The 11,869-nt window shown below is 47.0% G+C and carries 8 protein-coding genes and 1 tRNA gene; 2 read left to right on the top strand and 7 right to left on the bottom strand.

Going from position 1 to position 11,869, the window contains the following annotated elements; genetic code table 11:
• Window positions 1–37 precede the first annotated feature (37 nt).
• Together SHEWPOL2_RS20115 and SHEWPOL2_RS20110 are read right to left on the bottom strand one after the other, a co-directional pair.
• A complete protein-coding gene (locus SHEWPOL2_RS20115; RefSeq protein ID WP_037431048.1) occupies window positions 38–1,087 on the bottom strand; it encodes an LLM class flavin-dependent oxidoreductase in 1,050 nt (349 codons plus the stop codon).
• Between the two features lie 364 nt (window positions 1,088–1,451).
• Window positions 1,452–3,002 (bottom strand): peptide MFS transporter, encoded by a 1,551-nt coding sequence (locus SHEWPOL2_RS20110; protein ID WP_037431046.1) that lies wholly within the window; start codon window positions 3,000–3,002, stop codon window positions 1,452–1,454.
• Between the two features lie 415 nt (window positions 3,003–3,417).
• On the opposite strand from SHEWPOL2_RS20110, the gene SHEWPOL2_RS20100 reads away from it, so the two are divergent.
• Window positions 3,418–5,538 (top strand): methyl-accepting chemotaxis protein, encoded by a 2,121-nt coding sequence (locus SHEWPOL2_RS20100; protein ID WP_037415438.1) that lies wholly within the window; start codon window positions 3,418–3,420, stop codon window positions 5,536–5,538.
• Between the two features lie 238 nt (window positions 5,539–5,776).
• Here SHEWPOL2_RS20100 and SHEWPOL2_RS20095 read toward each other — a convergent pair.
• From SHEWPOL2_RS20095 to rpsU, 5 genes are all read right to left on the bottom strand, one after another.
• A tRNA-Ile gene (locus tag SHEWPOL2_RS20095) sits at window positions 5,777–5,853 on the bottom strand.
• 305 nt (window positions 5,854–6,158) lie between these two features.
• Window positions 6,159–8,009, bottom strand: coding sequence for an RNA polymerase sigma factor RpoD (gene rpoD / locus SHEWPOL2_RS20090; protein WP_086024099.1), 1,851 nt, complete (start codon window positions 8,007–8,009; stop codon window positions 6,159–6,161).
• 135 nt (window positions 8,010–8,144) lie between these two features.
• Window positions 8,145–9,869 carry a DNA primase gene (gene dnaG / locus SHEWPOL2_RS20085; protein WP_037431044.1) on the bottom strand — a complete coding sequence of 575 codons (1,725 nt, stop codon included), beginning with the start codon at window positions 9,867–9,869 and terminating at the stop codon, window positions 8,145–8,147.
• Between the two features lie 83 nt (window positions 9,870–9,952).
• Window positions 9,953–10,396, bottom strand: coding sequence for a GatB/YqeY domain-containing protein (locus SHEWPOL2_RS20080; RefSeq protein ID WP_037415447.1), 444 nt, complete (start codon window positions 10,394–10,396; stop codon window positions 9,953–9,955).
• 6 nt (window positions 10,397–10,402) lie between these two features.
• Entirely contained in the window at window positions 10,403–10,618 is a 216-nt protein-coding gene (gene rpsU / locus SHEWPOL2_RS20075; protein ID WP_006080725.1) for a 30S ribosomal protein S21, read from the bottom strand.
• A 214-nt stretch (window positions 10,619–10,832) separates the two neighbouring features.
• Here rpsU and tsaD point away from each other — a divergent pair, with 214 nt between their 5' ends.
• Complete coding sequence (gene tsaD, locus SHEWPOL2_RS20070; RefSeq protein WP_037431043.1) at window positions 10,833–11,849, top strand: tRNA (adenosine(37)-N6)-threonylcarbamoyltransferase complex transferase subunit TsaD; 1,017 nt, start codon at window positions 10,833–10,835, stop codon at window positions 11,847–11,849.
• Window positions 11,850–11,869 lie beyond the last annotated feature (20 nt).

The following is an 11,869-nucleotide window of genomic DNA, read 5'->3' as shown; positions in this document are numbered from 1 at the left end:
ATGCTTTGGCGGGATTTTTTATGGCGTGGTTTAACGCTTAAGTGCCTTTAATCTCCATTAGGATTTGCAGTGCACGTTCGCGTTTTTGCTGATTATACAAATCGTTAGTAAAGATAAATTCATCGACACCTAGCTCCTTCACTATCATCTCTAAGCGGTGCTTAATGGTGGTGGGGTCACCGGTGACGGATAAGCCTAAGAAGTTATCGACATAGGTTTTTTCCTGCTCGCTCCACAGGCCATCCATGCTGTCCACGGGCGGTTTTAACCAAAGCGGTTCACCACGGATCAGCGCAAGCACCCGTTGCTTGGAGGTGGTGCTTAAGTATTCGGCTTCGGCGTCTGTCTCGGCGGCGATAAGTGGCAGGCCAAGCATGACATAGGGCTTATCCAACACCTTAGATGGCTTAAAGTCGCGGCGGTAAATCTCTATCGCATCATAGAGGAATCTTGGCGCAAAATGCCCTGCAAAGACATAGGGTAAGCCGCGCTGGGCTGCAAGCTGGGCGCTAAAGAGGCTAGAGCCAAGTAGCCAAATCGGCACATGGGTGCCTTCGCCGGGAATCGCTCTTACGGGATGATGGCCATTGTAGTCGCCGAGTAAGGTTTGTAACTCGCTCACCTCGGCGGGAAATTGCTCTGCGCGGCTCATATCGCGGTTAAGGGCGCGGCTGGTGATTTGATCGCTCCCAGGGGCGCGGCCAAGTCCTAAATCGATACGCCCCGGATAAAGACTCTCGAGCGTACCAAACTGTTCGGCAACCACTAAGGGTGCATGATTGGGCAGCATAATCCCACCCGCGCCGACGCGAATGCGTTTAGTATTCTCGGCAATATAGCCAATTAATACCGATGTCGCGGCGCTGGCGATACCGGGCATATTGTGGTGCTCGGCAAACCAGAATCGGTTAAAACCTAACTCATCGGCCACCTTAGCGTATTGTAGGCTGGCGCGCAGCGTGTCTCCGATGCAGGCGCCATGGCGAACAGGTGCAAGCTCTAACAGTGAAAAGGGAACATCCGCTAGGGGAGATTTTGTTACTGCCTGCGATGGGGCGGCAGATGTCGAAGTCGATGATGTAGCCATAAATTAAGCGCCTCTTTGCGTGAGTCAGCTCTGTGGCAGCTGCTTTATCTTGTCTCCCTCGGATGAATGTGGTGGACGCTAAAGCGATTGCTCAGTCAGTGCTGATGGAGTCTTACCCTAGGATATGGTGACGTATCAATGATAAACAAGCTCAAGGCTTGAACTAACACTGCCCTAAAATTGGAACCGAACATCTTAGTTTTGCAAACAGGGGTGAAAGCCTTATCCCAAGCCGATGCATGAAAAATCACCACTGAAAGTTCAGATTGTTTGGTGCTGAGCAGTAACCTAAAGGTATAAAAAAACTGCCGCAAGCGCGGCTTGTCGGCAGTTTTTAGCGCTCACATGTATGTGAGTGGGAGGATTATTGCTCGGCTTTCACATCACGTAGTGAGGCCGCCGCGTTATCTTCAATGTTGTTATGGGCGTGATGACTTTCGGTCAAACGGCGCATCAGAGGTAATACGGCTAAGGCGATAATAGTACAAAATACAGCAGCAATACCTAATTTATTGAATAGATTGGTATAAACGGGCAGCGTTTGCAGCGGGTCGACTAAGTCCTGTGGCACGCTGGCAAAGTTCGCTACAACGCCGCCTAAGTACTGGGAAATACCCGATGCCACGAAATAGGCGCCCATCATAAAGCCACCCATGCGCGCTGGCACGTAACGAGCGATCATGGCTAAACCAAGACCACTCACTAGCAGCTCGCCCAGTGAGTAAGAGGCATAACCCCAGATCATCACCCAAGAAGAGGTTTTACCTTCAACGGCAAATTGGCCTGCAAAACCGTAGATAAAGAAGCCAATCGCGACAACCGCAAAACCTAAGGCGAACTTAGCGGCAATCGAAAAGTCCTTATTATTGCGGCCAGCCCATGAATAACTCCAAGCCAGAACAGGGCTTAACACCATGATCCAGATGGGGTTCAGTGCTTGGAACTGTGCAGGTGACCAAGTCCATAAATGGGTGCCAAAGACTTGGAAATCCCAATCGACATTACGCAGCGCAAACAGGGCCAGTGAGGTCGACATTTGTTGATAGAAGATAAAGAAGAAAACGGTTTGCACAGTGAGGATTAGCGCTGCGATAAGGCCGGCACGCTCACTTGGCTCACTGGTACGAATTAAGTGGAAGAAAATCCCTAATACCGCCACACCCGCGGCATACACGAATACTCGGGCAACATCTTCATATTCAAGAATAATGGCCGAAGCAACAACGGAAAGTGCCGCTAATACCAACACGATAGCAAGATTCTTCTTGTTGACTGGGCGAGTATCAGGCTCAGAACCATAATTGGCGAGACTCTTGTGCATCAGGGCATAGTTACCTAAGCCGACGATTAAGCCCACACAGCACACGGCAAAGGCGGCATGCCAGCCAAATTCGTTACCGTATTGCGCGTTAACATAGTCCTTAATCCAAGGCGTTAACAGCATAGAGAAGGTTGAACCTACGTTTACCGCCATGTAGTAAATGGTAAAGGCGCTGTCGATTTTAGAATCGTCACCTTCGTAAATCTTACGGACTAAGTTACCGGCATTGGGTTTAAATAGGCCGTTACCGACCACAATTACCCCAAGGGCGGAGAACATAAACCAAGTGTTTTCGGTTGGCACTGTCATCAATGCATAACCTACCGACAAAATCCCTGCACCGAGCAGCATAGTGCGTTTGGTGCCGAGAATTTTATCCCCAACCCAACCGCCGATGGCCGGCGACACGTAAATCAGCGCCGCACAGGCACTCCAAACTAAGTTTGCACGGGAGTCATCAAAGCCAAGACGCTGCACCATAAAGTACACGATCAGCGCCTGCATGCCGTAATAACCAAAACGTTCCCATAATTCGATAAGTGACACAGTCATAAACGAATGTGTCTTGCTTACCTGATTGGTACCAAGAGTCATAAAGCTTGCTTCCGTTATTGTTGTTTTGTGTTTAAGGCCAAGAGTATAAGGCGATAGCCTGCGCAAACCAATGCCACAACGCCAAAGAATAGACTTTGTTACAAATGAAATGGGTGTTTTTAATCTGGAATTAATTTTTGTAAAAAAGTGTGGCTCGCTAATCTTTGTGGTTTGTGAGTTTGGTCATATTTGCGTTCATCGATTTGGGATAAATATCAAATTGCCACCTATTGGGATAAAGGTCGCAATTGGCCCTAAATCTGTCGGTGAAAAGTTTTACTTATAGTTAACAATTCACTATCTTAAAGACTGGTAATCCCGACGCAGAGTGCTATTTTTTAAATTAGTCAGCAAAAATAAAAATGAACTAGATCAAAATAATTAGGCTCTTGACCTTATATTTGGAGTTTACTCGATGAAGCATTTGTCCATCAGTACTAAGTTGTTGTGGATCACTTCCGCCTTATTTCTCTCAATAGTGGCTATTCTCTCCATCAGTCTATGGTGGACCCTCTCGGATCAAAATGCTGAACTTTCCTATCAGGTTCAAGAAACATTGCAAAAGGAGACCCACGATAAGCTTGAAGCGCGAGCGGGCGAATATGGCGAAATGGTCGCAGGTTTTATCAACGAAGCTTACCGGATCCCTTATTCCTTTTCAGGCATACTTGAAAGCACGTCAGAAGAATTGCCACTCAAGCGTGATCGTTTAGAACTCGCTGTGGCTGCTGTGTTAAAGAAAAATACGCAAATCTCGTCAATGTATGCCCAGTTCGAAGCTAATGGGTATGATGGACTCGACAGTGAATTTTTAAATGTTAATGTCAGCCATAGTGTTGCTTCATCTGGGGCATTGGAGGTGTATTACACTCGCAATGATGATGGCACAGTTGAACATAACCAAGTTGATGATTCATCAGAAAAATATAAAACAACTCTCAACGAATTTGGTATACGAGATGCTGAATGGTTTTTATGTGCAAAGGAGACCTTAAAGCCTTGTTTAATGGAACCTTATCTCTACGAAATCACCCCTGGCAATACAGCGTTAATGACGTCGTTAACGGTTCCTGTACTTAAGCATAAACAATTTATTGGTGTGGTTGGGGTGGATCTCAACCTACCAGTATTCCAAGTGTTAATTGATAAACTGTCTAAAAGCCTTTATGACGGCCAAGCTAAAGTGACTTTGCTCAGTACCCGTGGTTTAGTGGTTGCCGCAAGCCACTACAGTAAAAAGGCGCGTCCGTTAGCCGAGTCTATTGACCCCAAATTGGCAACACAAATTGTTGGATTGCATAAAAATGGCGGTTATATGGCAAATGACGATGAAATTATCGTCGCCTATCCGATTAATATTCCCCTTGCCAACGCAGAGTGGTCACTTGCGATTCAAGTCCCTAAATCAATGGCACTCAAGAGTTCGATTCAACTAAATGAAAAAATGGACGAAATGGCAACATCACTTGGCAGCATCTTATTGATTGTTGGCCTAGCGGTTTCCATTCTAGCGGTTGTTACCATCAGCATAGTGATCCGCAGCGTGATTGCACCACTCAAAGTCATTCAGGGCCGCGTTGAAAATTTAGCCAGTGCCGATGGCGACTTAACACAATCGATTGAAGTCGATTCACACGCAGAACTTATCGCTCTGGGTAAAGGATTTAATTCCTTTATCAATAAACTTAAGGATTTAATCTCCGAGCTTAAAGCGTTGGCAGGGCGGACACAGGAGGAAAGTTTATCCTCTGCAAAAATTGCAGAATTAACCCGCGATAGCGTACATCGTCAATATGGTGAGATTGAGAGTGTTGTGACTGCGGTTAATGAAATGAGTGCTACAGCCCTTGAGGTTGCCAAAGCTTCTGAACAAACCGCTGCCGAAACAGAGGCTATGTCACGCAATGTACGTCTCAGTGAAGAGAGTCTGACTAAAGCAATGGATTATGTGACTACTATGTCGCAAGAGTCTATGCAGGCTAAAGTCGCCGTCAGTAAAGTGGCTGAAAGTAGCACTAATATTAGCCGTATCCTCGAAGTGATTAGCTCCATTGCCGCGCAAACAAACTTACTCGCCTTAAATGCGGCTATTGAGGCTGCTCGCGCAGGTGAGCAAGGACGGGGTTTTGCGGTGGTTGCCGATGAAGTAAGGGCACTTGCCTCCAAAACCCAAAGCTCCACTGACGATATTAGCGTGCTGATTGATGCGCTCCAAAAAGAGGTTCTTAGTGCATCGGGGATTATTGATAAAGGTGCTGAGCGTGCACAAATGGCCGTTTCGCAAACGGAGCAAGCGCTTACCTCCCTTAATTCTATGGTTAGCCAGATTGAGGAGATTTCAGCGCAAGTGACCCATATTGCTGCGGCGGCAGAGGAGCAAAGTGCCGTTACTGAAGAGGTTAATCGAAATATTACTGGCATATCCGACTCAGCCTCTGAACTCGCTCGTCTTGCAGGCGAAGCACAGCAAAGCAGCGTCGTTCTCGCCGAGCTGGTGAAACAACAACATCAGCAATTAGGTAAGTTAAAAACCTAACAAGATGGTCAGCCTCCTACTATTTAAGGTCTGACAGGTTTTCTAACCTTATCAAGGCGCTAACGTGGTTATCAGTTAGCGCCTTTGTTTTTGCTTTAATTGGGCCATTACCTAAAGGGACAAATTGAAATCGCGTTTGAGTTAGTTATCGGGAATGAGTCGCGTTGGTATGAGTGAGTGTCGACAGATTGCAGAAACAAAAAGCCCATTATTAAATGGGCTTTTTTGTTGAATTTGGTGGTGGCCCCTCACGGACTTGAACCGTGGACCTAACGATTATGAGTCGTGTGCTCTAACCAACTGAGCTAAGGGGCCTACTAAAGGCAATCGTCATCACCTAAAGCGAGTGGCAGTATACTAAGCTTGTTTGCGCTTGTCACCCGTGTTTTTCGATGAAATTCACCGAATTGATTCAATTGGTTATCTGTTAATCAACAGTTGTTTCTGCAAAGGTTTTTTGCCGTGCGATTCATGGTGCAAGGTAATTTAACTCTCTGATTTTGAAAGGGGGTTGAGCTGTATATTGTGCTGGTTTGTTACTCGTTAACTGAATGATGGCGAAAAAAAGCCCCGCAGTGCGGGGCTTAGGCTTAATATTTGGCACTTATCTATTCGTCTATCTATTCGTCTAAGAAGGACTTTAAGATTTCTGAGCGTGAAGGGTGACGCAGTTTACGCAGCGCTTTTGCTTCAATTTGACGGATACGTTCACGGGTTACGTCAAATTGTTTGCCCACTTCTTCTAGCGTGTGGTCGGTGTTCATGTCGATACCAAAACGCATGCGCAGTACTTTGGCTTCACGGGCTGTTAGGCCTGCTAATACCTCATGGGTAGCGCTCTTCAAGCTTTCGCTGGTGGCGCTGTCCAGAGGTAATTCGAGGGTGGTATCCTCGATAAAATCGCCTAAATGCGAATCTTCATCGTCACCGATTGGGGTTTCCATGGAGATCGGTTCTTTCGCGATTTTCAGTACCTTACGGATTTTGTCTTCCGGCATCATCATTCGCTCTGCCAATTCTTCAGGTGAGGGTTCGCGGCCCATTTCCTGTAGCATTTGGCGAGAGATACGGTTCAGCTTGTTGATGGTTTCGATCATGTGTACTGGAATACGGATCGTACGGGCTTGGTCCGCGATTGAGCGGGTGATTGCCTGACGGATCCACCAAGTCGCATAGGTCGAGAACTTGTAACCACGGCGATATTCAAATTTATCAACAGCCTTCATCAGACCGATGTTACCTTCTTGGATTAAGTCCAAGAATTGCAGACCGCGGTTGGTGTATTTCTTAGCGATAGAAATTACCAGACGTAAGTTTGCCTCAACCATTTCTTTCTTCGCACGACGAGCTTTAGCCTCACCGATTGACATGCGGCGGTTAATATCTTTAATCGCGGCAATAACTAAGCCTGTTTCTTCTTCGATGGCGGCCAGTTTGCTACGGCAGCGCTGCACGTCATCCTCAACCATTCTTAAGCCTTCGGCATAAGGTTTGTTTGAGGTTTTTTCTGCATTAAACCAATCGAGATTGGTTTCGTTACCAGTGAAGAACTTAACAAAGTTTTTCTTTGGCATTTTGGCTTGTTCGACGCAAAGCTTCATCAGGAGACGCTCTTGCACGCGAACACGGTCCATCATCGAACGCATACTTTTCACTAAGCGGTCAAATTGCTTAGGTACTAGGCGGAACTCTTTAAAAATCTCACCGATCTCAAACAGTGCTTTGATCGATTCTGGATGTTCACGGCCTTTGGCTTCGATGATTTTGAGCGCGTTTTCGTAGGCGGTTCTTAACTGGCTAAAGCGTTCACGAGCCTCTTCAGGATCGGGACCTTTATTACCATCATCATCGCCGTCGGCATCACCGTCTTCGTCTTCCTCGTCTTCCTCATCATCTTCATCTTCAAGATCTTCTTCTGATAATTCAGAACCGATGTGAGTAGCGGTTGGGCCTAAGTCTTCTTCGTCAGGGTTAACAAATCCAGAGATAATATCAGACAGGCGCAGTTCATCGGCTTCATACTGGTCGTATTGCTCAAGGATCATGGCGATCGCTTGTGGGTATTCGGCTACTGAGCTTTGAACTGTGTTAATGCCTTCTTCGATGCGTTTGGCGATAACGATTTCGCCTTCACGGGTCAGCAGTTCAACGGTACCCATTTCGCGCATGTACATACGCACAGGATCCGTGGTGCGGCCAAGCTCACTTTCTACCGTGGCAAGGGCGGCGGCTGCTTCTTCTGCTGCATCTTCGTCTGTGTTGTCTTCCGACATCATCATGTCATCGGCATCGGGAGCCTCTTCGAATACCCGAATACCCATGTCATTTATCATCTGGATAATATCTTCGATCTGGTCAGAATCGACCATGTCTGCAGGTAAGTGATCGTTCACTTCTGCATAGGTTAAGTAACCTTGCTCTTTACCTTTGGCAAGCAACAGCTTGAGTTGCGACTGCGGAGTATGATCCATAGATATCATCCAAGTTGGGAAACTGTTACAACGACGGACAGTTAGCTCGTGCTAAGTGCCGCGCAAATCGTCAATTATAGCCATGTGCACTTACCTGTGCTAGTCACTGGGATACTGAATGAGGACATTTTTGCCTCAGTTTAGTCCTTTCATGACTGAGATCAGCTTCTGCAGCTGGATCTTTTCTTCCTTAGTATGGGTCTGTTTTAGACTCAATTCCTGATATCGTTGTTCAATATATTGATTGTTCAACCAAACCAGGGTCTGTTTAAACTTTTCGAGCAAGTTTTCTTCCGCCACTTGATGGTCCCATTGGGCTAATTTATGCAGCGTCCCGCTGTGGGGGCTGTCTCTGAATTGCTCAAGTAGTTGTGCGCTGTTTAACTTATGCTCTCGAGTTAACGCCAACAGCAATGGCAGCAAGTCGATGCCTGGCATTTGCAGATGGTTTAATGCTGGTTGCGGAGATAACCCCAGTCCCAGCTCGGGATGCTGTACTAACAAGGCGATGGCAAGTCGCAATGGTGTACCGCGTCCTTTGAGTCCCGTTGATGCTGTGGGCTTAGTTTGTTTGACACTAAAACCCAGTTTTTTCTTCATATCGTCTGAGCTGTTCATACCTAACTTATGAGCTAAGCTCTCAAGTAGGAGGTTTTGCAGCACAGTGTCTTGAATTTTTTCAATTAGGCCAAAGGCTTGTTTGGCTAAATTACCTTTATCGGTACCGTATTTCGTCGTTAATGTATCAAACAAAAATTCGGGCAGGCTGATAGCACTGTCCATCAGTTGCTCGAATGCGTCTTTACCAATCTTGCGAACCATTGAATCTGGATCTTCAGATTGCGATAAAAACATAAAACGTACTTTATCCCCGGGTTTTAACAGGGGCAAGGCAGTTTCTAAGGCGCGCCAGGCGGCCTCATTACCGGCTCTATCGCCGTCGTAGCAGCAAATGACTTCTTTAGCACTACGCAGCAACAATTGAAATTGTTCAGCTGTCGTCGAGGTGCCAAGCGATGCAACCGCATAATCAACACCATATTGGGCTAGGGCAACGACGTCCATATAGCCTTCGACAATCAGTATTTTGTCTGGATCACGATGACGTTGCTTTAGCTCGTATAGACCATAGAGTTCATTGCCCTTATGAAATATGGGCGTTTCTGGCGAATTCAAGTACTTGGGGGTGCCATCTCCCAATACTCTGCCACCAAATCCAATCACACGACCGCGGCGGTCGCGAATGGGAAACATCAGGCGGTCACGGAATCTGTCGTATCTTTTACCGCTGTCATTGCTGATCAGCATGCCTGCGGTCAGGAGTTTATCCTGTGCATCTTGACTATGTCGGTAGCGGCTTAATAACCCATCCCAACCGTCGGGTGCAAAACCAATCCCAAAATGCTCAACAATATCATCGGATAATCCGCGATAAGCGAGGTAGTCGATGACTTTTTGTTTGTCTTGGTGTTGTCTTAACTGGGTTTGAAAAAAGCGACTGGCTTCTTCCATTAATTGGTAGAGATCACGGCTTAGGCCATCGTCTTGGCGTTTACCCGTGCCTTGTTCTCTGGGCACTTCTAAGCCCAGTTGTCCGGCAAGATCTTCAATAGCATCGATAAAATCGAGTCTGTCGTACTCCATCACAAAATCGATGGCATTGCCGTGGGCGCCGCAGCCAAAACAATGATAAAACTGTTTATCGCGGCTAACGGTAAACGAAGGTGATTTTTCACTATGAAAAGGACAACAGGCCGAGTAGTTTTTACCCGCCTTTTTCAAGGGCACCTTGCGGTCGATAAGTTCGACGATGTCGGTGCGAGCGATTAGCTCATTGATAAAATCACGAGGTATTGCCATTGAGTGCTTAAAATCTCGCCTTGCGCGAATTTAAACAAACAAGCCGCGCATAGGCACGGCTTGTTCATACATTGAAACGCTAATTATTGCAATTTTGCACGGATCATAGCGCCGATAGCGCCCATGTCTGCACGTCCTTGAACTTTAGGTTTTAATGCTCCCATTACTTTGCCCATATCCGCCATGGAGGATGCGCCTATTTCAGCAATAGCAGCATCGATGAACGCGGCAATTTCCGCCTCAGAGAGGGGAGTAGGCAGGAAAGCTTCAATAACTTGAATCTCTTCTGCTTCTGCTGCGGCCAACTCGCTACGACCCGCTGCTTCATATTGAGCAATCGAATCGCGACGTTGTTTCACCATTTTGGTTAAGACAGCTATAACCTGCTCATCATTCAGAGTTTCGCGGGTATCCACTTCAATCTGTTTGATGGCTGCAAGTGCCATACGAATAGTGCTCAATCTCGCCTTCTCTTTGGCGATCATGGCCTGTTTCATATGGTCTTTTAGCTGATCAATTAGGCTCATAAGAGATTAGTATAAACGTACGCGACGTGCGTTTTCGCGAGAAAGCTTTTTAGCTAAACGTTTAACTGCAGCTGCTTTTGCGCGCTTACGAGCAGTAGTTGGCTTCTCGTAGAATTCACGAGCACGCACGTCGGCTAAAATACCAGCTTTTTCACAAGAGCGCTTGAAACGACGCAGAGCTACGTCGAATGGTTCGTTTTCACGTACTTTAATAATTGGCATACGCCATCACCCCTTAGGTGTAGGTTGTCTGGTTCAATGACTTGAACCAAGTGTATTTAAAATGGTGCGGAATTTTATACCGAGACCACTAGGCTTGTAAAGCCCTAATCATTTCAGCTTGGTTTGGGGGGCTGAATAACGTGATTGTCGGCTGGAGTAATTGTCATCATGCAGGTAGAATTAGCGCCCTTTAAACGTTTTGATTTGAGGCACCATGCGGGTTCTAGGTATTGAGACATCCTGTGACGAGACAGGTATTGCCGTTTATGACGATAAGCTGGGGTTACTTTCCCATGCGTTATATAGTCAGGTTAAGTTGCATGCGGATTATGGTGGCGTGGTGCCTGAACTGGCCTCCCGCGACCATGTGCGCAAAATTGTCCCGCTGATCCGCCAAGCGTTGAAAAACGCCAATACCGACATTGCCGACATCGACGGTATCGCTTATACCAAAGGCCCTGGATTAATTGGGGCTTTATTAGTGGGCGCCTGTGTTGGTCGCTCGCTAGCCTTTGCATGGAACAAGCCCGCCATCGGTGTACATCATATGGAAGGGCATTTACTGGCACCTATGCTTGAGGAAGATGCTCCGGAGTTTCCTTTTGTTGCACTGTTGGTGTCAGGCGGTCATTCCATGTTGGTCAAAGTCGATGGTATCGGCCTTTATGAAGTCTTAGGAGAGTCGGTGGATGACGCCGCCGGTGAAGCCTTCGATAAAACGGCCAAGTTGATGGGGCTGGATTATCCTGGGGGGCCACGGCTTGCCAAACTTGCCGCCAAAGGCGAGCCTGCTGGTTATCAGTTCCCGCGTCCAATGACAGATAGGCCTGGGCTTGATTTTAGTTTCTCCGGCCTTAAAACCTTTACCGCCAATACCATTGCCGCTGAACCTGATGATGAGCAAACCCGCGCCAACATCGCCCGAGCTTTTGAAGAAGCGGTTGTAGATACCTTAGCGATTAAATGTCGCCGCGCCTTAAAACAGACGGGTTATAACCGTTTAGTGATTGCCGGTGGCGTGAGTGCCAACACCCGCTTACGCGAAACCTTGGCTGAGATGATGACCTCTATTGGTGGTCGCGTTTATTATCCTCGTGGTGAATTTTGTACTGATAATGGCGCCATGATTGCCTTTGCTGGATTACAGCGTTTGAAGGCAGGGCAGCAGGAAGACTTAGCAGTAAAAGGTCAACCGCGATGGCCGCTCGATACCTTGCCGCCTGTTGCTTGATATTCTGCGAGTTAATCTAA

It is taken from the genome of Shewanella sp. POL2 (genome assembly GCF_000282755.1).
Taxonomy (GTDB): domain Bacteria; phylum Pseudomonadota; class Gammaproteobacteria; order Enterobacterales; family Shewanellaceae; genus Shewanella; species Shewanella xiamenensis.
Note: the sequence above shows the minus strand (reverse complement) of the source record. Positions and strands in the feature narration are given on the sequence as shown.

Excerpts from the sequence above, each read along its gene's own strand:
- SHEWPOL2_RS20115 (WP_037431048.1), bottom strand. The coding sequence starts at position 1,087 with ATGGCTACATCATCGACTTCGACATCTGCCGCCCCATCGCAGGCAGTA.
- SHEWPOL2_RS20110 (WP_037431046.1), bottom strand. The coding sequence starts at position 3,002 with ATGACTCTTGGTACCAATCAGGTAAGCAAGACACATTCGTTTATGACT.
- SHEWPOL2_RS20100 (WP_037415438.1), top strand. The coding sequence starts at position 3,418 with ATGAAGCATTTGTCCATCAGTACTAAGTTGTTGTGGATCACTTCCGCC.
- rpoD (WP_086024099.1), bottom strand. The coding sequence starts at position 8,009 with ATGGATCATACTCCGCAGTCGCAACTCAAGCTGTTGCTTGCCAAAGGT.
- dnaG (WP_037431044.1), bottom strand. The coding sequence starts at position 9,869 with ATGGCAATACCTCGTGATTTTATCAATGAGCTAATCGCTCGCACCGAC.
- SHEWPOL2_RS20080 (WP_037415447.1), bottom strand. The coding sequence starts at position 10,396 with ATGAGCCTAATTGATCAGCTAAAAGACCATATGAAACAGGCCATGATC.
- rpsU (WP_006080725.1), bottom strand. The coding sequence starts at position 10,618 with ATGCCAATTATTAAAGTACGTGAAAACGAACCATTCGACGTAGCTCTG.
- tsaD (WP_037431043.1), top strand. The coding sequence starts at position 10,833 with ATGCGGGTTCTAGGTATTGAGACATCCTGTGACGAGACAGGTATTGCC.